Annotated in this window: 14 protein-coding genes; 4 read left to right on the top strand and 10 right to left on the bottom strand. The window is 65.6% G+C overall.

The features are described 5' to 3' along the window. Positions 1-37: 37 nt before the first annotated feature. The 10 genes from AB4118_RS16345 to AB4118_RS16390 form a co-directional block, all read right to left on the bottom strand. Positions 38-1,036, bottom strand: a complete 999-nt coding sequence (locus tag AB4118_RS16345) for a patatin-like phospholipase family protein (RefSeq protein WP_441490819.1) — start codon at positions 1,034-1,036, stop codon at positions 38-40. Positions 1,037-1,145: 109 nt separating this feature from the next. Further along, positions 1,146-2,882: a hypothetical protein gene (locus AB4118_RS16350; RefSeq protein ID WP_441490721.1), complete on the bottom strand. Its 1,737-nt coding sequence runs from the start codon at positions 2,880-2,882 to the stop codon at positions 1,146-1,148. Beyond that, positions 2,879-3,403 carry a DUF1269 domain-containing protein gene (locus AB4118_RS16355; protein ID WP_441490722.1) on the bottom strand — a complete coding sequence of 175 codons (525 nt, stop codon included), beginning with the start codon at positions 3,401-3,403 and terminating at the stop codon, positions 2,879-2,881. Before AB4118_RS16355 ends, AB4118_RS16350 begins: the two co-directional genes overlap by 4 nt. Beyond that, positions 3,400-4,953: a leucyl aminopeptidase gene (locus AB4118_RS16360; RefSeq protein ID WP_441490723.1), complete on the bottom strand. Its 1,554-nt coding sequence runs from the start codon at positions 4,951-4,953 to the stop codon at positions 3,400-3,402. Before AB4118_RS16360 ends, AB4118_RS16355 begins: the two co-directional genes overlap by 4 nt. A 113-nt stretch (positions 4,954-5,066) precedes the next feature. Then, entirely contained in the window at positions 5,067-6,239 is a 1,173-nt protein-coding gene (locus tag AB4118_RS16365) for an efflux RND transporter periplasmic adaptor subunit (RefSeq protein WP_441490724.1), read from the bottom strand. Further along, on the bottom strand, positions 6,236-9,325 hold the full coding sequence (locus AB4118_RS16370; protein ID WP_441490725.1) for an efflux RND transporter permease subunit: 3,090 nt from the start codon (positions 9,323-9,325) through the stop codon (positions 6,236-6,238). Before AB4118_RS16370 ends, AB4118_RS16365 begins: the two co-directional genes overlap by 4 nt. Next, a complete protein-coding gene (locus AB4118_RS16375) occupies positions 9,322-10,428 on the bottom strand; it encodes an efflux RND transporter periplasmic adaptor subunit (RefSeq protein ID WP_441490726.1) in 1,107 nt (368 codons plus the stop codon). Before AB4118_RS16375 ends, AB4118_RS16370 begins: the two co-directional genes overlap by 4 nt. A gap of 251 nt (positions 10,429-10,679) precedes the next feature. After that, positions 10,680-11,888: an MFS transporter gene (locus tag AB4118_RS16380; RefSeq protein WP_441490727.1), complete on the bottom strand. Its 1,209-nt coding sequence runs from the start codon at positions 11,886-11,888 to the stop codon at positions 10,680-10,682. Between the two features lie 23 nt (positions 11,889-11,911). Next, the gene (locus AB4118_RS16385) at positions 11,912-12,994 is read right to left on the bottom strand and encodes a helix-turn-helix transcriptional regulator (RefSeq protein ID WP_441490728.1); all 1,083 of its coding nucleotides are present in this window, start codon (positions 12,992-12,994) and stop codon (positions 11,912-11,914) included. A gap of 178 nt (positions 12,995-13,172) precedes the next feature. Continuing rightward, the gene (locus AB4118_RS16390) at positions 13,173-14,324 is read right to left on the bottom strand and encodes an alpha/beta hydrolase (protein ID WP_441490729.1); all 1,152 of its coding nucleotides are present in this window, start codon (positions 14,322-14,324) and stop codon (positions 13,173-13,175) included. Between the two features lie 355 nt (positions 14,325-14,679). Here AB4118_RS16390 and AB4118_RS16395 point away from each other — a divergent pair, with 355 nt between their 5' ends. The 4 genes from AB4118_RS16395 (at position 14,680) to AB4118_RS16410 (ending at position 21,438) form a co-directional block, all read left to right on the top strand. Then, complete coding sequence (locus tag AB4118_RS16395) at positions 14,680-16,230, top strand: AbgT family transporter (RefSeq protein WP_441490730.1); 1,551 nt, start codon at positions 14,680-14,682, stop codon at positions 16,228-16,230. Positions 16,231-16,284: 54 nt separating this feature from the next. After that, the gene (locus AB4118_RS16400) at positions 16,285-17,490 is read left to right on the top strand and encodes a M20/M25/M40 family metallo-hydrolase (protein WP_441490731.1); all 1,206 of its coding nucleotides are present in this window, start codon (positions 16,285-16,287) and stop codon (positions 17,488-17,490) included. 100 nt (positions 17,491-17,590) lie between these two features. Beyond that, entirely contained in the window at positions 17,591-19,426 is a 1,836-nt protein-coding gene (locus AB4118_RS16405; protein ID WP_441490732.1) for an SLC13 family permease, read from the top strand. A gap of 950 nt (positions 19,427-20,376) precedes the next feature. Continuing rightward, entirely contained in the window at positions 20,377-21,438 is a 1,062-nt protein-coding gene (locus tag AB4118_RS16410; RefSeq protein ID WP_441490733.1) for an MFS transporter, read from the top strand. Positions 21,439-21,478: the final 40 nt, after the last annotated feature.

Below are 21,478 nucleotides of genomic sequence, written 5' to 3' on the forward strand. Positions count from 1 at the left end.
TCGGTGCTGAAGCGCGCGGCAGATCCGCTCGCTATCCTCAGATGCCCTCGGTCAATTCGTCGAGATCGAGCGTCGAGGTCTTGCCGATGTCGTCCCGATGCTCCCGATAGAAGGACTCTGCCGAGCGCCTTCCCTCGTTGTGGAGCATGGTCAGGAACTCCCATTCGGCATTGAGTTTGGAGGAGTAGCCGAGCTCGGTCATGGCGTCGCTGGTGATGCGATGGAGGCGCATGCGGGCCCAGCGCGCGCCCTCGCCGCTCTCGGGATTGGCCTTCTGCCGCAGCAGGGCCATCATCCGCAATTCCTTCAGCAGCACCGCATTGAACGACACCTCGTTCAGTCGGTTCAGGATGTCGCGCGCAGTACGCGGTGTCTCGGGTCGTTCGACCGGGTTGATCTGGACCAGGATGGTGTCGAGCGCATCGCTGTGCTTGATCAGCGGTGTCATCGTCGGATTGCCGGAATAGCCGCCGTCCCAGTAGCTCTCGCCATCGATCTCGACCGCCTGGAACAGGGTCGGCAGGCAGGCAGAGGCCAGCAGCACGTCGGGCGTGATCTCGGCATTGCGGAACACCCGCCCCCGGCCTGTGCGGACATTTGTGGCGGTGATGAAGAGCTTGATCGGGCTTGTCGCCAGGCTGCCGAAATCGATCACCTCGGCGAGGATATCGGCCAGCGGGTTCGAGCCGGTGGGATTCAGGCTGTAGGGCGAGACCACCCTCGACATCATGTCCATGGCGACGAAGAGCGGCGAGTTGTCGAGCGTCCAGCGCCCGAGCAGAATGTCCAGCGGGCTGCGTTGGAACGGGCTGAAGCGCGCCGCTTCCGAGACTTTTCGCCAGAAGAGCTCAAGTGCCTCGCGTGCGCCAGCACGGCCGCCCTTGGCATAGCCGGAGGCCAGCACGGCCGCATTCATCGCGCCGGCCGAGGTTCCCGAAATCGCCTCGATCTCGAGCCAGTCCTCCTCGAGGATCCGGCACAGCACGCCCCAGGTGAAGGCGCCATGAGCGCCGCCACCCTGAAGCGCCAGGTCGATTGAGAGGGGCTCGCGCTTGGCGTTGTCATCGCCGCTGCGGGGGGCGCGCGCAGATGTCGGGGCTTTGCTCACGTCGTTCCCATCCTGAATGCGAGGCGGGTCGGCCGGGTTAGGGCGACTTCACCAATCCCGAAAAACCGGCAACTGCCAGCAGGCTCAAAGCCCAGCCGACGATCGACTGGAAGTAGAAATAGTTGATGGCGATACGACCGCCAGGCTTGGACGGATTGGGCCGCCAGAAGGTTCTTTGCCCCATGTCGAGCACCGGCAGCAGCGTATCGAGCGAGTACATCCAGGGGCTGAAGGCCGGGTAGCTCGAGGCCTCCCAGCGCTGGCGGAAGCAGGCGAGCTGGGTCTGGCCGGGCTCGGCCAGGCCGCTCGTCTGCTGGGTGGCGATCAGGGAGCGCTGCTCGGATCGTTCGATGCCGCACAAGGTCCATTCGGGCGAACGCAGGACCACGGCGCTATTGGGCATCACGGCCCCCCGGTGCTCGGCGTAACCGAAGATGGCAACGCCCAGAAACCAGAAGAAGAGGAGCCAGACGAAGGCCAGCAGTGGCTGACGACCATAAGCAAGGGTGATTCCAAGCACACCGTCGGCGGCTGTCAGAAGCCCGCGGAGCACGGGATTGGCCGCCCGCTTGCGCCGGGCCTGGCGTTGCAGTCGCTCCTTGACGACAAGCACGGCGCGAGCATCTTCGCCATGTCCCATCTCGCGGAAGACGGAGGCCAGTTGCTCATAGGGCTGGGGCCAGAAATCCTCGCCCCAGCGCTCGGGCGCCTGCCGCCCTAACCAGTCGAGCCGGCTCTCGGCATCGACTGGCCCGTCGATGAAGGCGCCATAGCGGCAGCGATTCAGGAGAAGATCGCCCTGCTTGGGCCAGCAGGCCGCCTCGTCATGGATGGTCCCGATCGAAGCGCCGGTCAGCACCAGCGCACCGTTCACCTGGGCATCCCGGCGCAGGAAGAACGCGCCCTTGATCGCACTGCGGCTCATGTCCAGCGCAGTCTGGCCGGCGGCGGCGAGAACGGCGCCTGAGCAGTCGATGTCGCCGCCGATCTGCGAGGCGATCAGCCGGATCTCGCCTTCGATGCGCGCGCTGCGCAGCACGACGCTACCGCGGTTCTCGATTTCGTTGGCATCGATTGCAATGCCATCAGTGCGGGTGACGGCGGCGCCGGCACAGTCGAGATCTGCGGCAAGCACTGCACCGGACAGGTTGATGCCGCCCCGTAGTGTCGCCCCCCGCAGCAGGACGTTGCGTGCCTCCAGGCTCGGGGCGAGCAGCGCGTAGCCGCTTGGTGCGCGAATGGTGGCGCCATCGCATTCAAGATTGCCGCCGAGACGCGACTGAACGAGATCAACCTCGCCAGTGACCTCCGCGCCGCGCAGATAAACGCCGCCGCGCGCCTCGAGCCGCTCAGCCTGGAGCCCGGGAAGCGAGGAGCCGTCCAGGAACAGGCGGTTGATGATCGCGGCCCTGAAGATCGGCGCGGCCTCGAAATGGCAATCGTTCAGGCCGATGTCGCGAAAGACGCGACAGGCTTCGAGATCGAGAACATCCGTGATCCAGGCGCCGCTGATCCTGACGCCCTTTTCGTGGGGCCGACAGCCTTCCTCACCTCCGAGCATGAGAAAGCGCAGGAAGGATGCGCGAATGACCCGCGCCGGGTCAGGTTTCTCGGGGCGCGAGCCATCTCCCAGGCGGTCGAAAGTCCCGCTGAGAAGCTTGGCGACGACCTCCTCCTCTGCCGGCAGCAGGGGGCGGAAATCGTCGAGGCGCGCCGTCGCGATGGCCCATTGGGCCTGTTCTGCTCCCGCTCCGGCGCCCCAGTCCAGCGTCATGTGGCGGCCGGAGGAGCCGCTTCGGCACTGGCGCTGGCGCTGGCTGCCAGCGCCTCACGCAGCGCAGCCTCCTTGGTCTCGTCGAAGGAGGTGCTCATCAGCGTGCCGCCGACGCCCTTCAGGTCGGCAAGGACCTTGTCGGTGGTCATCTTGCGGATCAGCAGGAAGAGCCCGGCGGTGTTGGGCTGCAAGGCGCTGGCCGCGTCCTTCATGAACTGGTCGTTGATGCCGACATCGCTGAGCTTTCCGCCCAATGCGCCTGAGGCCGCACCGAGAGCCGTGCCCAGCAGCGGGGCGAGGAAGATGAAGCCGATCAAGGTGCCCCAGAGGGCGCCCGACGCTGCGCCTGCCGCCGTCAGGTTCATCATCTGGTTGAGTTTGACCTGTCCCTTCTCGTCCTTGACGACGACAACGGCGTCGCCGAGCTCGATCAGATATTCGCGCTGGAGGGAAAGGACCTTCTGACGGACCTCTTCGGCCTTTTGTTCGGTCGGGAAGCCGATGAAAACCAGATCGCTCATGAGTGCAGCTCCATTGCTGAGGGGGAGGGGAGGGAAAGGCCATTCGGCGACGCTGCTTCCGCGGCGCGGCCGATGAGGAATTCGGCGAGCAGTGGAACCGGCCGGCCGGTCGAGGCCTTGGTGGCGCCGGAGATCGACGCGGTGCCGGCAATATCCAGATGGGCCCAGGGATAGGCCCTGGCGAAGCGGGCGAGAAAGCAGGCGGCGGTGATCGCGCCGGCCGCAGGCCCCCCGAGATTGCTGGTATCGGCAAAGCTGCTGCCGAGCTGGCCGAAATAGTCGTCCCAGATCGGGAGCTGCCAGACACGATCGCCCGACACGCCCCCGCATCTCAGGAGTTCCGCGGCGAGTGCATCGTCATTGGCGAAGAGGCCGCTCGCATGCGAGCCCAGCGCCACGACGCAAGCCTCGGTCAAGGTCGCGACATCGATGACGCAGGCCGGCGAGAAGCGCTCGGCATAGGTCAGGACATCGCACAGCAGAAGCCGCCCCTCGGTCTCGTGGGTCCGGATCTCGATGGTCTGGCCCGACATCGAGGTGACGATGTCGCCGGGGCGGCTGGCGCTGCCGCCCGGCATGTTCTCGGCCGCGGCGATCAGTCCAACGACATTGATCGGCAGCTCCAGTCGGGCGACCGTACGCATCACCCCCAGAACGCAGCCGGCACCGCTCATGTTGAACTTCATTTCGTCGGGGTCGCCTCCCGGGGTCAGCGGCGTGCCTCCGATATCGAAGGTGATGCCCTTGCCGACGAGGACGATCGGCCGGCTCCGGCTCTTGCGTCCATTGGACTGCATCACGACGAGCTTGCAGGGATTGGCGGAGCCCCTGCCGACGACCAAAAAGGCGCCCATGCCGAGCGCTTCGAGATCCTCGCGCTCCAGGACTTCGACATTGAAGCCGAACTCCCTCCCCATCTCCTTCGCGGTGCTGGCGAGGTAGGCGGGGGTGCAGATATTGCCCGGCAGATTGCCAAGATCCTTCGCCAAGGCGACGCCTTCGGCGACCGCGATGCCCTGCCGCAGCGCGCCGAGGAGTTCCGAGGTGAGGGTCTGCGGAACGAGCAGCATGATGCTGCGCACCGGGCGGGGCCGCGCGATCTGGCGGCGAGGATGGGTTCCGGGCAGGACGAAGACGTATCCGCCATCGGCCAGAATTTGCGCAGCCTGTTGAACCTGCCAGTTCAAGCTGCGCTTGGGGACCTCGTGTTCGGCCAGGGCGATGACGGCTTCGGCGACGACGCTCTCCGCGATGAACTTCGCCGTTGCCGAAAGAGCCCGCAGATAGGCGCGGTCGGAGAAGGCTTCGGGCTTGCCGAGGCTGACGAGCAGGATGCGGGTCGCGACGGAGCCCGGCAAATGATGGAGCAGCAAGGTTGCGCCGGCGGCCTCGCCAAGTTCGCCGCGCCCGACAATCGCGGACAGCTTGCCGGCTGCCCGTTCGTCGAGACGCCGCGCCGACCCGACCAATGCGCCGCCGCTGAATACGCCGACGACGAGGAGTTCGGTTCTGAGTCTTTCAGCCTCGCCGACCGCGGGGATGATCTCCATAGAATGTCTCCGAGAGGACATCATGGCATCGCTTGACTGGTGAATGGTGTGATCCTGCCAGGATACTCTCTGGTTGCAGGGGTCCGCCCGCGGCGGAGAAGGGGCCTCATGCGTCACGAAGGTGGGAGCGCCGGGCCTCCCGGCGGCCGGGCCGCCGCCGCAGTGCGGCCGGCCTCGCGCGCGGCGGGAAGCGGCTGCACGCGTTGGCCCGGGTGCAACGCCTGAATGCCTCCGGAGACGATGACGTCGCCGGGCTCGAGCCCCTGCGAGACGATGACGAGGCCGGGGTCGAAGCGCAGGACGTCGACATTGCGCAGCGAGACCGTCGACTTCACGGGATCGACGATCCAGACTGCCGGCGACAGGTCCTGCTGGGTCAGGGCGCTGGCCGGAACGGAGACGATGGAGGCCGAGGTGAGCTCCATGGTCCCGACCACGGTCGATCCCAGCCGCATCTCCTCCGGCGGATCGATCAGGCCGATCCTGACCCCAAAGGTCCGGGTCACGGGGTCGGCTTGCGGGGCCACCTCTCGGACACGGCCAAATGCGCTCACTGTCGGAGCCTCGGCGAGAGCGACCCGGATCGGAGTGTCGCCTTCCAGCGTTTCCAGCAGCGTGGCGGGCACGTTGAAGACGGCGTCACGGCCGTCTTCGCGCGCCAGTTGAAGCACGACTTGCCCAGCCTGCACGACCTCGCCGGGCTCGATGCTGCGCGCGGTTACGACGCCCGAGACGCCTGCGCGCAATTCGGTGAAGCCAAGCCGGTCCTGTGCCAGCTCGACTTGCGCTTCGGCGTCCTCGAACTGGGCCTGCGCGGCCTCTTGCGCCTTGAGCGACTGATCGAAACGAGGCCGGGTGGTGAAGCCCTGCGCCATCAGCCGTTCCTGACGCTCGAACGTGTTTCGCGTCGTGTTCACCTCGCCGCGGGCCGCTTCGAGCGTTGCCTTGGCGGCCGTCAGAGCGTTGCGTTCGAGCGAGGGGTCAAGGCGGGCAACGATCTGTCCGGCTGCGACGCGATCTCCGACATTGACCGGCCGCTCGGCGACACGGCCGCCGATGCGGAAGCCGAGTCCGACATTCTTCTCGGCCTGGATCTCGCCGCTCAGTTTGATGTCGTTGGCGAGTTTGCCGGCCTCGACCTTGACCACGCGGACCGGGCGGCCCTCCGAAGGGGCGGCCTCCTGGTTCTGGCAGGCAGCGAGCGCCAGGACGAACATCGAGGCGGCAGCGGCGCGGAGAATGCGCGTGGCCGAGGGCTGGAACCGGATGGCTGAGATCGGTCTCATCGCGAAGAAACTCCCGCAGCGGCCGTCGCCCGGGCTTTCGTCTTGCTCGGTGTGGGCGAGCCTGCGCCGAAGACGGTGACATAAAGCACGGGCAGCAGGATGAGAGTGAGGACGGTCGCGACCAGGAGGCCGCCCATGATGGCGAAGGCCATCGGGCCCCAGAACACCGTTGGGGCGATGGGGATCATGCCGAGCACGGTCGAGACCGCCGTCAGCATGATAGGCCGGAAGCGCGTGCTGCTGGCGTCGAGCGCCGCCTCGACGACACTCTTGCCGCTGGCCCGCTCGGCCTCGATCTGGCCGACCAGGATCACCGCGTTCTTGGTGATGATGCCGATCAGCGCCAGGATGCCGAGCAGGGCGACGAAACCCAGTGGCTTGCCCGACACGAGCAGTGCGCTGACCACGCCGATGAGGCCGAGAGGCGCGATGCTGAGCACGATGGCGAACAGTCTGAAGCTCCGCAGCTGGGCCATCAGCACGGTGAACATGATCAGCAGCATGACCGGCACGACGGCGATGACCGAGGATTGCGACTTGGCGCTTTCCTCGACGGTTCCTCCGACGGCGATGCTGTAGGCGGGCGACAACGTCTTCCGCAGCGCGTCGATCGAGGGCTGCAAGGCGGAGACGACGGTCTCCGGCAGCGTTCCGGGCTTGACGTCCGCGGCGACTGTCAGGTTCGGAACCCGGTCGCGCCGCCAGATCAGCGGCGCGTCCAGCCCGTAGCTGAACGTCACGAACTGCGACACCGGCACGGAGCGTCCACCGGGCAACGCGACCTGCATGGTCCGCAGCGTATCCAGCGAGACGCGGTCGGCGTCCTGGGCCCGCACGACGACATCGACGAGATAGATATCGTCGCGCACCTGGGTCACGACTGTGCCGGAAACGACGGTGTTCAGGATCGCCGCAAGCGCTTGCGAACTCAGGCCGAGGCGGCGTGCCTCATCCTGATCGACGCGCAGGCGCAGCTCGCGCGCAGGCTCGATCCAATCGAAATTGATCTGCTCGGTCTTGGGGCTCGTCGCGACGACCTGAGCCAGCTTCATCGCGATCGAGCGCACCTCGGCGATGTCGGGCCCGCTGACGCGGTACTGCACGGGCCAGCCGACCGGCGGCCCGAGTTCGAGCGGATAGACGCGCGCGACGACATTCGGAAACTCCTTGGCCAGGAGCTCTTCCAGCTTGGCCTGCAGGCGGTCGCGAGCCGGCACGTCCTTGGCGACGATGACGGCCTGGCTGAAGAAGTCGTTGGGCAATTGCGCATTGAGCGGCAGATAGAAGCGGATTGCGCCGCGCCCGACATAGGTGCTCCAGCGATCGACATCCGGGTTGCCCTTGAGTGCCGCGTCGAACCGGGTCGCGAGCTGCTCGCTCGCATAGATCGAGGCGTTCTGCGGCAGTGTCAGGTCGACCAGAAGCTCGGGCCGGTCGGAGGCGGGGAAGAACTGGCGGGGCACCAGCGGCAGGGCGAGGACGGAGGCGACGAACAATGCGAGCGTCACCGCGATGGTCGCCCAGCGCAGCCTGATGGCCCCGGACAGGAGCTGCCGGAAGGTTCGTTCGACCCTGCCGGGGCCGGCATTGCTCGATGCCGGATCCGGCGCCTTCAGCATCGCGACGCCAAGCACCGGTGCAAAGATCACCGCCACGAACCAGGACACCACCAGGGCGATGCTGACCACGGCAAAGAGGGTGAATGTGTATTCGCCGGCCGAACTTGCTGCAAAACCGATCGGCACGAAGCCGGCGATCGTCACCAGGGTTCCGGCAAGCATCGCCATCGCATATTTCTTGAAGGCGTAGGTCGCAGCCTTTGCCTTCTCCTCGCCGGCGGCGAGACGCGTCACCATCGCGTCGGTCGTCGTCATGGCGTCGTCGACGAGCAGGGCGAGCGCGATGATCAGCGCACCGAGCGAGATCCGCTGCATGTCGATGCCGGCAACGAGCATCACGGCGAAGACCACCGCGAGCGTCAGCGGAATGGACAGCGCAACGACCAGGCCGGGGCGCACGCCAAGGCTGATGAAGCTCACCGCCATGATGATCGCGATCGACTGCCAGAGCGAGGTCATGAAATCGTCGATCGCGTGATCGACCGTCACGGCCTGATCGGCGACCAGGCGCGGCTCGATGCCGAGCGGCAGATTGGCGGTGATGGTCGCCATTGCACGCTGGATATTCTTGCCAAGCGCCAGGATATCGCCGCCATCGCGCATCGCGATGCCCAGTCCGATCGCTTCCCGTCCGTTGACGCGGAACATCGGCTGAGGCGGATCGGCATGACCGCGGCGCACGGTGGCGATGTCCGCGAGGCGAACCATGCGATCGCCGACGGGGAAATTGACGTTCAGCAGATCGGCTTCCGACTGGAAGGCGCCCGAGACGCGCAGCGAGACCTTCTCGTCCTCAGTCTGGATGATGCCGGCGGGGCGCACGACGTTCTGGCTCTGCAGGGCGCCGAGCAGGGCCGAGCGATCGATGCCGAGATTGGCGAGTTCCCTGACGGAGAATTCGACGAAGATGCGCTCGTCCTGGGCGCCGATGATCTCGATCTTCGAGACGTCTGGCACGAGGAGCAGGCGCGAACGGGCTGCTTCGACATGGTCGCGCAGCTCACGGCTGGTGAAGCCATCTGCGGTGAAGCCGTAGATGATGCCGAAAGTGTCGCCGAAGCGATCGTTGAAGAACGGCCCGACCGCACCCTGGGGCAGGGTATGGCGGATGTCCCCGACGAGATTGCGGACCCGGTACCAGGTGTCCTGCACGTGGCGCGCCGGGACCGACTGCTTCAGGTTGACGAAGATCGTCGTCACGCCGGGCGTAGTGAAGCTGCGGACGAAATCGAGGCCGGGCGTTTCCTCGAGCTGGCGCTCGAGCCGCTCGGTGATCTGCGTCAGCGTGTCCTCCATGGTCGCGCCCGGCCAGGCCGCCGAGACGACCATCGACTTGATGACGAAGGAGGGGTCTTCATTGCGGCCAAGCCGCACGAAGGCGAGCACGCCGGCCGCGACGGCGACGATCATGAGATAGATCACGACCGAGCGGTTCTTGAGGGCCCATTCCGAGAGGTTGAAGCTCATCGTGTTTCCGTCCCGGTCAGCCGCACATGCTGGCCTTCCTGCAAAAGGCTCGCGCCGGCCGTGACAATAACATCGCCAAGTGCCAGGCCCTTGCCGATCAGGGCCGTCGCGGGGTCGGCGCTGAGGACGTCGAGCTTGCGCAGCGACACGGTGAGCGTCTTGGGATCGACGACCCAGGCTCCGGTATCCTGCTCGCGGCGCACCAGCGCCGTCGACGGTATGGTAATGGCCGAGGCTTCGCTGCCGCGGATCGTGCCGAGGACCGCGGTCCCGAGCCGGTAGGACTGCGGAGGCTCTGAGAGGCCGACCCTGACTCGGAAGGTCCGCGTCACCGGGTCGGCCTGGGGCGAGACCTCGCGTACCCGGCCCCTGACGGTGGTGCCGGGATCGCCGGTGAGCGCGACATACACGCGCGCATCGGCCGGCAGGCTGCGCATCAATGCGGCGGGCACCTCGAATACGGCATCGCGCCCCTCGCGCCTTGCGAGTTGCACGATCATCCGGCCGGCAGCGACGACCTCGCCCGGCTCTGCGCCGATCCTGGTCACGACGCCTGGTGCATCGGCCTTCAAGGTGGTGAAGCCGACGACATCTTCTGCGGAATTGACGCGGGCTTGTGCGGCGTCGACCTGAGCCCGGGCAGCCGTGCGCCCCTGCTCGGCAGCCTCGAAATCAGCCTGCGTCGTGACATTGCGCTGGAGCAGATGGCTCTGGCGCTGCAACTGGTTGTCGGCCTTTCTCAGAAGGCCCTGAGCAGCCGTGAGTGCCGCCCGCGCCGAACGCAGTTCGTTGAGTTCGTTCTCGGGGTCGAGGCGGGCAACGACCTCTCCCTCGCGTACCGTCGCGCCGACCGCGACGCGCCTCTCCGCCAGCCGGCCACCGATGCGGAAGGAGAGCGACGCCTGGTCCTGCGCTTCGATATGGCCGGTGAAATTGATGTCCGCTGCCTGGCGGGGCTCGTCGACCGTGATCGTGCGGACGATCCGCACGGGCGGCGGGGCCTCGTCGGCCTCGCGCTGGCAGGCTGCGGAGGCGAGTGCAATGACGGTCAGCGCGGCTGCATGCAGAGACCGGGAGGGACCAGGGCCGCGACGCACGCTCATGCCTTCGGCCCTCGCAGCGCCGCCCTCGCACACGGCGGAGTTCTTGCAACGATCCTGCCATTCGCGGGGAACGGGTTCTCTCGCAAGCCGTTCAAAAGCATCATGTTCTTCCTCTGGCAACCGCGAGGCAGAGGCCGTGGAACCTCGGGCGCAAGACAAGTGTCCGTCGCCAATCTCTTCGGGCGGCAGGGACGGACGCTACCAACAGTCCGGGAAGCGCGGATTAGCTCAGAATCCCAACTCTGCGCTGGTCATCCCAATTTTGGGACAGGGTACTCGGCGTCCGGAGGTCCTTGCTGCGGAGCCGTATCCTCCCGTCTCAGGCTGGCTGCGACAGGGATCAGCAAGAGGAAGCCGATGCCGGAAGCGATCGCCATCAGGCCATAAACATGCTCCCCCCACGAGCCGTAGAGATAGCCGGCAAGGGTCGTCAGAGCCGCCATCACCCCGGCCCATCCGGCGGCAAGCCAGGCCTGAGCCTGGGCCAGCATGCTGCGCGGCGCGAACTTCGCGAGCAGAAAGATGCTGCCCAGATGCGTCGCGCCGAAGGTCAGGCCATGCGTCAGCTGCAGCAGGACGACGAAGGCGATATCCGGGTCGAGAGCCATGCCGGCCCAGCGCAATGTGGCGACAGCGCCGCTGGCGGCGAGCAGGACGCCTGCTCCGGCCGAGCCGCGGATGACGTATCCGAGCAGACTGAAGAATGTGATCTCCGACGCGATGCCCGCCGCCCAGAGGCTTCCCATGGTACCCCCGGAAATGCCGAGGCTTTGCCAGTGCAACGTGCTGAACCCGTAGACGGCGGCGTGGCTCGCCTGGACGAGTGCCGCCCCGGCAATCGTCAGGATCAGCAGATGCGGCCTCTCCACCAACCCGGCCCTCTCGTGGGGAGCGGCTGATCTCTCCGGCAGGCGAATGGTTGCGACGGCGACCGTGGCAAGCGCGGTGGCAAGCGCCGACAGCAGCAACATTCCGATGATGGACGAGATCGGCAGCCAGTCGAGCATCCAGCCCGCCGAGAGATTGGCGAGCGCAAAGCCCGCCGAGCCCCACAGGCGAATCCGCCCGTAGCGCAGCTCTGCCGAGCGCAAGCCCTCGAGGCTGCGCAGGGTTACGGCATCGGTGAGGGCGATCAGTGGACCCTGGGCGAGCGCGATCGCAATCACCAGCAGCAGGATTGGCAGGAAGCCCGCGGCAAAGGCGAGAAAACCTGTGCCGATGACGACAGCCACCGAGCAGGCAACCAGCGCAATGGTCATGCGCACGCTCCGGTCCGCGAGGACGCCAACGACCGGATTTGCGATGATGCGGGTCAGCAGCGGTGCGGCAAGCACGATGCCGATCGCATCGTCACCAAGCGATTGCGCGCGCAGCCAGAGCGGAAAGAACGGCAGATTGACGCCGAGCTCGAAGAAAAGGGCCGCGTAGAGAAAGGAGAGGCGCCCCGTCGCCCCCTTCATGCCGAGAACCTCATGCTCTTCGGCTAGTCGGCAAGGCTGTGTGCGGCGCGTTCATCTCCGCTCCCTCCCGCTGCATCGTCCAGCGCCGCATCCTGCTGGGCAAGTCCAGATGGGAGCGAGGAGAACTTGGTCAGGTGCCGTTCGCGCGCCTCGGTGGGGCTGTAGCCGAACTCACGTCGGAACGCCCGGCTGAAGGTCGAATGATCGATAAAGCCCACTTCATTGCCGATGACGTGGATCGACAGGGCATCGCGAGTCGATGCGAGTCGGCGATGCGCCTCGCGAAGCCTTTCGCGATTGATGAAATGAGCCACGCCACCCGTGCTCTCGAACAGCCGGTAGAGCTTGGAGCGGGACATCGCCATGAGGCGCGCCAGCCGCTCGGGACCAAACTCGGGGGAGGCCATGTTCTGCCGGACGACGCGCCGGGCACGATCGATCAGAAGGGAGGTCAGCGGCACCTCCGCAGCCTCGGAACGTTCGACCCGCGGCGCGATGCAGGCCGCGACCAGCGAACGCGTCGCGGTGGCGAGGCCCTGCGCATGCTCCACCGAGATATGCGGCAGTTGTCGGGCGAGGTTCTCCATATAGCCCGTGAGCAGCGCCCCGAGTTCGGGATTGATTTCCAGATCGTGCGCCCGCTCGAAATCGACGAGTTCCTCCTGGCAAAAGTTACGAGGCAGGAACAGCGTCAGGACTTCCGTGTCCTCGGCCTGGCCTTCGAACGGCATGGCGAGCGAGCGGAAGCTGAGATTGCCTTGCCGCTCGGGGGGGCTCAGGGAAAGCAGGTTGCACTCAGGCGAACAGGAATGCGCGAGCACGACGCACCAATGATCCATGAAGGACCGCGGCCTGTGCCGCCAATGGCGAGCGGGGGCGTCGGCGTAGAGCGTCCTGGTCAGAACGACGTCGCCGAAGCTCCACGACGAGAACTCGGCGTCGAATGGCTCGGACGCGTTCGGCGTAGGCAAGAGATCGATCGTCTCGGAGAGCAGAGAACGCCACGCGTCGAACTGATCCTCCGCGGGCAGTCCCTTGGTCGAGAAGTTCTGAACGAAGACCGCTCCGCCCGGGATCCCTGAATTGGTACTAGAGAGAGCCGACACGGCATTCTCCTCGCGATAGCGTTACGTTAATCTTGGCCCCGCGTACCAACGGGAGGTCAATGTTTCTCAGTTCCGTGAAGAAACTGTGACGCTCGGAGCTAGCAATGGCAAGCAATAAACCGCCGAGAATTGTCGTTATCAGGAGGAAGCAGGTGGTCCTCTTGCGGCACTTGGCTCGCTACTGGCGCGGGGACGCTGCGTCGAAGACGCGAATCGGCGCGGTAACGATCAGGCTGGCGGCCGAACCGAGCGCATCCGCAGCCATCAGCGGAGTGGAAACGTCGGAATCGGTGATGACCTGGCCTTGGAGCAGCCGGCCTCCGATCAGGCGGACCGCATCGGGGCTGGCGGCAAAGAGGTCGTGATTGATGCGGTCGCCGGCATTGATGGCGCTGAGATCCAGCACCGTGATGCCTGACAACCCCGCCAGCTGCTGCTGGTACTCGTCGCGCGTCAGGTCAATGCCGCCGAGGCGCGTCGCTCCGCGGGAAATGAAGCGGGAGAGCTGCAGCGCCCTGTCGTTCTGCGAGACGAAAAGCGTGATCTGCGGACGCTGGGAGCCCATGTCCTCGACTTGCCGGCGAAACACGCCGACATCGAGATCGGGCGAGGCCAGAATGAGATTGTTGATCTTCCGGGGGACGCCGCCCTGCTCGAGAGCGATCTGCCTGACGGCCTCGACGGCAGGCCAGCTCCCCATGGAATGGGCGAGGATGACGATTTCGCCGACAGAGGGGCTGCTTGCAGCCGCCTTCAGCAGATAAGCGAGATCCGAGCGGGAATACGATGCATTGTCGAAATCCCGGCTGTAGTCGAGCAGATGGCCGCGCGACGGCCACGAGAACAGGACCGGGGACGCATCGGCATCGGCGTCATGGGTCAACTGTGCGAAACGAAAGACGGCGCGGTCGAACGGCGTGTTGAAGCCGTGGACGAAGACGAAGACCCGGCGCTTGCGCCCGCCCGTCGACTTGAACCATTTGACGAGGTCCGTCTTGGCGACCGGCGCGGTCGAGGTGACGACAAAATCCGTTGCCGCATTGCCGGGAGCCGTGCGCGGCAGCTGGATGGTACCGACCTCCCGATCCTTGGGGATCGAGACGACGATATTGCTGAACGAGACCGTATCTCCGCGCTCGCCGCTGAACAGAACACCCGCTTCCGCCGAGGGAGCGCGCGTCGTCGCGGCAAGCATGTTCACACGGTCGGTACCGGCAACGGGCTCGACAGGTTGAAGCAATCCGCGTGGCGCCGAAGCGCAAGCACTGAGGCCGAACGCGACGGCAAGTCCCGCCAGGCTCATCCGCAAGGTGTCGAGGCGGCGGCCCATGGTCAAAGAGCCCCAGGATTCGGGCGCGCGCCAAGCATTGCACGCAGTAACGGGCTTACCGAATTGCTCTTGCATGCCTTACCGTGCGTCGGTGTCACGTCGACGTCCCCAATCTGCAAATAGGAGATCGGAGGATCTCGAGCGGCTGTGTCAGGATAAAGAACCCATCCGGAGGCAGCAAGCTTGCCGTCAACTTTGGGACAGGCGGTCCAAGCTTTGGGATTCTGTGCCGATGCCCTCGGCGCGCAGGGAATTAAGTTGCCGGTATGACCGCCTCGGCAACGATTCCGGCGGCACACCTGCTCATCGCGACCCCCCGTGGGGCCGAAGTCCAAGGCTTAGGGGAGGGCAAGACATGTCTACCGGGAACGTCGCGTCAAAGACCACGATGCAGAGATTTCTCGATGCGGTCGAGAAAGTGGGGAACATGGTTCCCCATCCCGTCGTCATCTTCCTCATCCTCATCGCCATCGTCATGGTGCTGTCGGCCGTGCTCAGCCTGTTCGGCGCGGCGGTCACCTTCGAGCGCATCAATCCCGACACCCATAAGGTCGAGATGGCGAGCACGGCGATACGCAGCCTGCTCAACGTCGAAGGCATTCGCTTCATCTATTCGTCGCTGATTCCGAACTTCATGAGCTTCACCGCCGTGGGGCTGATGATCGTCGCGATGATCGGGGCCGGCGTGGCCGAGGAATCCGGCCTGGTGACGGCGCTGATCCGGAAGCTCGTCATCGTGTCGCCGGGGTGGGCGCTGACCTATATCCTGGCCTTCGTCGGCATCCTCGCCAGCATTGCCGCGGATGCGGGCTATCTGGTCCTGATCCCGCTCGCCGGCATTGCCTATCTCGCCGTTGGGCGGCATCCGCTCGCCGGTCTCGCGCTCGGCTTTGCTGCCGTGGCCGGAGCTTTCACGGTCAATATGCTGATCAAGCCGCTCGACGCCGTTCTCGTCGAGTTCACCAATGACGCCGCCCATCTCGTCGATCCGAACCGCTCGATCGGCCTGGCTTCCAATGTCTGGTTCTCGATCGCCTCGGTGCTGTTCCTCACCGTCGTCATCGCCTTCATCACCGACCGGATGATCGCACCGCGCCTTGGCGTCTACGATCCGAAGCTGGCGGCCGAAGGCACCACGACGGAGCAGGGCGCTTCGCTGTCCGATCAGGAAACGCGTGGACTGCGCTTCGCGGGGCTCGGCCTGCTCGCGCTGGTTGCGGTGTTCTGTCTGTTGACACTGCCGTCGGGGGCGCCGCTGCGCAATCCGGCAACCGGCGAGCTGATCGGCAACTCGCCCTTCATGAACGGGCTGATCGCACTGATCATGCTGATGTTCCTCACCACGGGCTGGGCCTATGGCATCGGAGCCGGGACCTTGCGGACGCTGCCGGAGGTGATCGCGGCGATCGAGAAGTCGATCAAGAATCTGGGCGGCACGATCTTCCTGTTCTTCGTGCTGAGCCAGTTCGTCGCCTATTTCACCTATACCAACATGGGCACCGTCATGGCGCTCAGCCTGTCGGGCGTCCTGCAGTCGGCCAATATCGGCGCGCTGCCGCTGCTGCTCGGCTTCATCGTCGTGGTCGCGATCATCGACCTCCTGCTGACCGGCGCGATTGCAAAATGGGCGATCTTCGCGCCCGTCTTCGTGCCGCTGCTGATGAAGCTCGGCGTCGAGCCGGAAGCGGTGCTGGCCGCCTATCGCGTCGGCGATTCCCCGATGAACGCGATCACTCCGCTCAACGCCTATTTCGCCCTCGTCGTGGGCTTCGCCCAGAAATACGACAAGACCGCGGGTGTCGGCACGATCGTCTCCCTGATGCTGCCCTATGTCGTCTGGATGTTCGTGTTGTGGACGGCGCTCTTCGCGGTCTGGAAGATGCTCGGCCTGCCCTGGGGCCTGTGACGGCCGGTCGCGCAGCCCGAAACGAAATAACCCTGACCTGATCGGATGGACATCATGAGCAGCCCCTCACTCCCCCTCGACGTCGCCAGTGCCATCGACCACCTGATGAATTTCCTCTCGGTCGAAGGCGTGACCGGTCAGGAAGCCAAGATCGGGGCTGCGGTCAGCGAGGCGCTGAAGAAGGTCGGGGTGCCGGCATCCGCGATCCGCTTCGACGATGCCAACAAGCGCATCCCGGTGCCGACGGAGACCGGCAATCTCTTCGTCGATCTTCCGGGCACGCGGCCGGGGCCACGCCTGCTGTTCTCCACCCATCTCGACACCGTGCCGCTTTGCGCCGGCGCCAAACCTCGGCGTGAGGGCGACCGCATCGTCTCCGACGGCACGACCGCGCTCGGCGGCGATGCCCGCACCGGCGTCGCGCTCCTGGTCGTGCTCGCCGAGACGCTGATCAAGCACAAGCTGCCGCATCCGCCGATCACCCTGCTCTTCACCGTCCGCGAGGAGAGCGGGCTGCATGGTGCCCGTGAACTCAACCCGGCCGATCTCGGCGGGGCTGCGATGTGCATCAATGTCGATGGCCAGCTCGCCTCGGAGCTGCTCGTCGGTGCAGTCGGCCAGGAGAACTGGGAAGTCGAGATCAAGGGTAAGGCATCCCATGCCGGCGTCGCGCCGGAAAAGGGCATTTCGGCGACGCTGGTCGGCGCCATCGCGATCGCCGAGGCAAAGCGTGCCGGCTGGTTCGGCAAGGTCGTCAAATCCGACGGCCACGGCACCAGCAATGTCGGCATTTTCGGCGGCAAGGGCGGCACGGTCGCGGCCGGCGATGCGACCAATGTCGTCACCGACTACGTCTATATCCGCGGCGAGGCGCGCAGCCCGGAGGCTGCCTTCGCGACCAAGATCGCGAACGGCTACAAGGAGGCCTTCGCCAAGGCGCAGGGCGAGGTGAAGGATCATGAGGGCAACACCGCGGAGGTGAAGTTCAGCCAGAAGCCGGCTTACCCCCCCTTCGAACTGGGCCAGGATGCTCCGGTGGTGAAGCGTGCCACCAAGGCGCTCAAGCTGCTGGGCATCGAGCCGACCTATCTGTTCTCCAATGGTGGTCTCGACGCCAACTGGTTTGACAAGCACGGGGTTCCGACCATCACCATCGGCGCCGGGCAGGCCGAGATCCATACCATCAAGGAGTATGTGAATCTCACCGAGTACGAAAAGGGTTGCCGCATCGGTATCCTGATGGCGACCCTGGAAGACTGAGGCCTTGGCTGGGTGCGGTGTGCCGGGGCGTAGCCTGCGCCGGCATGCTGCGCCCTACGCATTTCTGCGGCCTGGCAGGGCCCAATAGGGAGCTGAGCGATTGAGCCCGATAGCCTATACCGGCACCATCATCGCCGTTGCCGTGGTCTTGTTCATCTGGAACAAGATTCCCGTCGTTCTGGTCGCGATGGGAGTAGCGCTTGCCCTTTGGGCGACCGGTGTCCTGACCCTCCCCCAGGCTCTGGGCGGTTTCGGCGACCCCGCCGTCATCTTCATCGCCTCGCTCTTCGTCGTCAGCTCCGGGCTCGAGGTCACCGGCGTCACCGCCTGGGCAGGCCAACTCCTGATCAAGGGAGCGGGGGAGGAAAGTCGAACCCGCCTTCTGATTCTCACCATGATTCTCGTTTCGCTGCTGACCGCGGTGATCAGCCTCAACGGCGCCGTCGCTGCATTGCTGCCGGTTGTTGTCGTCATCGCGGTTCGGCTCAAGCGCAATTCTTCGCAACTGCTGATGCCGCTGGTCTTCGCCGCGCATGCGGGTTCGATGCTGGCGCTGACGGGAACTCCCGTGAACGTGCTGGTCTCCGAGGCCAGTAGCGATGCAGGGATGGGCAGCTTCGGTTTCTTCGAATTCGCTCTGGTCGGCGTGCCGCTGCTGGCGGGCACGATGGCGATCATCATCCTGTTCGGCCAGCGCCTGCTGCCTGAGCGCAATGGCGCGACCATGCCCGCCGATTTCAGCCGGCATGCCAAGACGCTGGTCGAGCAATACGGCCTTGCCAGCGGCATCTATCAGATGCGCGTGCGTGCCAGTTCGCCTTATCTCGGCGCTGCGCCCGCCAGCATCGACCTGTCGGCCTATCCGGGGCTGCAGCTGGTCGCCATTCAGGAGGGCGAAACCGCAAGCCCCATCCGCCGCTCGGTCATTGCCGATGGCGATCATCTTTTGGTTCGCGGTGAGGTTGACGCGGCCGCGACACTGGCGGCGGAGATGCATCTCGCCTTCCGTGAGGAGGCAAAGCAGGGGCAGGGCGCGGAGACGCTGTTCAACCAGCGCTCCGGTCTGGCCGAAGTCGTGATCCCGCCGCGCTCCGGCCTGATCGGCCAGACCGTTTTCCCGGGGATGGTCACCGACAGTGGCGATCTGATCGTTCTGGCCGTGCAGCGCGCGGGGGCGGAACTCGCCGCCGCGAATGCAACCAAGGATTCCGGTGGCATCGTGCTGCAAGCCGGCGATACCATGCTGCTGCAGGGCACCTGGAAGGCGCTCGACGTCCATCTCGACGATCCCGATGTCCTCGTCGTGAGCTCGCCCGAGCTGGTGCGCCGTCAGGCCGTGCCGATGGGCCCCGGCGCGAAGCAGGCTGTCATCATTCTCGTCGCGATGGTTCTGCTGCTTGCCACAGGCGTCGTCCCGCCCGCCGTCGCAGGTTTGCTGGCTGCAGGCGCGATCATCCTGTCGGGCATCATGAATGTCGAGCAGTCCTACCGCGCGATCGGCTGGACCACCGTGATCCTCGTCGGCGCCATGATGCCGCTCTCGACCGCGATGGTGGAAACCGGTGCGGCGAAGCTGATGGCCGAGCGGCTCGTCTACATGGTCGGCGATGCCGGGCCGGTCGCCTTGCTTGCAGGTCTGTTCGTCCTGACTGCCGTCATGGGGCAGTTGATCAGCAATACCGCGACCGCGCTCATCGTCATCCCGATCGGCGTCGCTGCGGCCGCCAGCATGGGGATTTCGCCGCGGCCGGTCTTGATGAGCACGGCCGTTGCCGCCGCCGGAGCTTTCCTCACCCCGATCGCGACGCCGACCAATCTGATGGTGATGGGGCCAGGCGGCTATGCCTTCAGCGATTACTGGAAGCTCGGCCTGCCGCTGCTGATCTGGTTCTTCGTGGTGGCCGTCTTCATCGTTCCGCTCATCTGGCGCTTCTGAATTCTGTCCGACTGCCGAGAGTTTTCGCCGAGCTCGCGGTCAAAGCGGGCGGAGCAGGAACGATCGGCCGTGACAGCGGCCGATCGATTGCCTGGCGTGGTGATGCGCCGGGTCAAAATTTGGCTTGAGGCCAAGGAGGATCAATTGGTTGATATTCGCGGAGCAGCGCTCGCTGCTGGGATGGTTATCGGAGCACTGTGTTCGGGCACTGCCTTTGCTGCCCCGGTATCATCGGCTGGTAGCGTTGCCACCAATCCCGGCGTCGAACTCGCACAATGGCACCGTTCGCCCCCGCGGCATGTCGCGCCACGCCATGGCCGCTGCTGGTGGGAAAACCGTCGCGTGCGCGACCATCGTGGCCGCTGGGTCGTCCGCCGCGTGCAAGTCTGCCGCCGCTGACCGGACGATCCCGCGCCCCCGCATCCGCGCGGGTGGCCGCCTCGCTTCGCAGGGATGAACCTGCATAGCCGCGCCTGTCGCGCTTCCCTTGTGGCCGCGACGTAGACACCGAGACGCGCTGGAAATTCCAGTGCTTCTCGGCACATTGCGGATGGCGGGCAAGAGCCAGCGCCACGCCGAACTCAATCTCCGAACCGCACCGACAGAGGATCTTCCGGCCTGCGGAGCGGCGCCCGATCTCCCCCAACGTCGCGTGCGATGGCGGTGACGCTGGCTCCTTGCTCCGCGAGCGATCCCGCAAATGGAGGCGCCATGACGCCAGCGCCGATGACCTCGAACGTCTGAGCCATGCCATCTGAAAGATGCTGCTGAAAGAGCCGCGAAAACGGCCGATCCGTCTGGAATTTGACGAAAGCGCGCATCTTGTTCGGCCGGCGCAGGGCCAAATCACATGGGCTCATGCCGGCATTCGGGGGGCAAGGGACGAGGCGCCTCGGCGGGGACATCCCTCGTCTGTGCCTGAGCGGATGAGCCCGAGTTCGGGGCAGCCGATGACGCTGAGGGGGCTGCGCAAGCTGATGACCAGTCTGCCGGTCGGCACGCCAGGGGGCCACGCCCCACGCCAAGTCGCGAAGCCGCCGCCCGGCCAGCAGCACGCATTGCTGCGCATTCTCGGCCTCGCCTGCTTCGGCTCTTCGCTCGGAGTGTTCCTGTTCGACCCCGTGCTGCCCCTGCTCAGCCGGGATTTTGCGGTGCCTCGCAGCCAGGTTGTGGCCATGGCGACGGCGTTTGCGCTCGCCTATGCCCTGGCACAGCCGATTGCCGGTGCTCTCGGCGACCAACTCGGCAAATTGCGGGTGATGCGCGTCTGCCTCGGGGTGAGCGCGCTTGGCACATTGCTCGGCAGCCTTGCCTCCAGTTTCGAACTGCTGCTCGCCACCCGGCTCGTCGTCGGCTTCTTCACGGCCGGCACATTCCCGCTGTGCTTTGCCATCCTGGCGGAGCGGATCGCGCCTGAGGGGCATCAGGAGGCTTTCGGCAAGGCCAGTGCGGCCTCGGTCACAGGGTCGCTGGCCGGGGCCGTCGGGTCCGGCTTCATTGCCGATGCGCTCGGCTGGCGCGGCAGCCTGCTCGTGGCCGGCCCGATCGGCCTGAGCTGTTTCGCTATCGTCACGGCGGCGCTGCGCGATACCCGCGAAGTCTCGTCATCGCGCGCCGGGTTCGGCTCGGCGTTCTCTGCCTATCGCAGGATAACGCCAGTCCATTTCACCCTGGCCGGCGGGCTGGTCATGACGCTCGCCATGGCAAGTCTGAGTGCCCATCTTCCCTGGCCTTTGCAGTTCGGCGCATTGCTGGCATTCGGCTTCGCCTATCGCAGTGCAGCCATTCCACTTCAGACCTATCTGGCGACGCTCACCCCGCATACGCAGGGCGCGATGATGGCGTTGCACTCGATGGCGGCCATGCTCGGGCAGTCGGCCATGCCGCTGATCTATGCGGCAGGGTTCGACAGGGCCGGCATCATGCCGACCCTGCTTGTCTCGGCATGTCTGCTCGGCCTCTGCGCCGCGGCGGTCGCCTCAATTATGCATTCCAGCAAACGCTGCCGTTGAACAGAATCGTCGGGGGCGCGAGGGACGATGCATCTTCTGC

The organism is Allobosea sp. 2RAB26 (assembly GCF_052115465.1).
In the GTDB taxonomy this organism is placed as follows: domain Bacteria; phylum Pseudomonadota; class Alphaproteobacteria; order Rhizobiales; family Beijerinckiaceae; genus Allobosea.

Coding starts and splice junctions, on each gene's coding strand:
- AB4118_RS16350 (WP_441490721.1), bottom strand. CDS start 2,882: ATGACGCTGGACTGGGGCGCCGGAGCGGGAGCAGAACAGGCCCAATGG.
- AB4118_RS16355 (WP_441490722.1), bottom strand. CDS start 3,403: ATGAGCGATCTGGTTTTCATCGGCTTCCCGACCGAACAAAAGGCCGAA.
- AB4118_RS16360 (WP_441490723.1), bottom strand. CDS start 4,953: ATGGAGATCATCCCCGCGGTCGGCGAGGCTGAAAGACTCAGAACCGAA.
- AB4118_RS16365 (WP_441490724.1), bottom strand. CDS start 6,239: ATGAGACCGATCTCAGCCATCCGGTTCCAGCCCTCGGCCACGCGCATT.
- AB4118_RS16370 (WP_441490725.1), bottom strand. CDS start 9,325: ATGAGCTTCAACCTCTCGGAATGGGCCCTCAAGAACCGCTCGGTCGTG.
- AB4118_RS16375 (WP_441490726.1), bottom strand. CDS start 10,428: ATGAGCGTGCGTCGCGGCCCTGGTCCCTCCCGGTCTCTGCATGCAGCC.
- AB4118_RS16380 (WP_441490727.1), bottom strand. CDS start 11,888: ATGAAGGGGGCGACGGGGCGCCTCTCCTTTCTCTACGCGGCCCTTTTC.
- AB4118_RS16390 (WP_441490729.1), bottom strand. CDS start 14,324: ATGGGCCGCCGCCTCGACACCTTGCGGATGAGCCTGGCGGGACTTGCC.
- AB4118_RS16395 (WP_441490730.1), top strand. CDS start 14,680: ATGTCTACCGGGAACGTCGCGTCAAAGACCACGATGCAGAGATTTCTC.
- AB4118_RS16400 (WP_441490731.1), top strand. CDS start 16,285: ATGAGCAGCCCCTCACTCCCCCTCGACGTCGCCAGTGCCATCGACCAC.
- AB4118_RS16410 (WP_441490733.1), top strand. CDS start 20,377: ATGACGCTGAGGGGGCTGCGCAAGCTGATGACCAGTCTGCCGGTCGGC.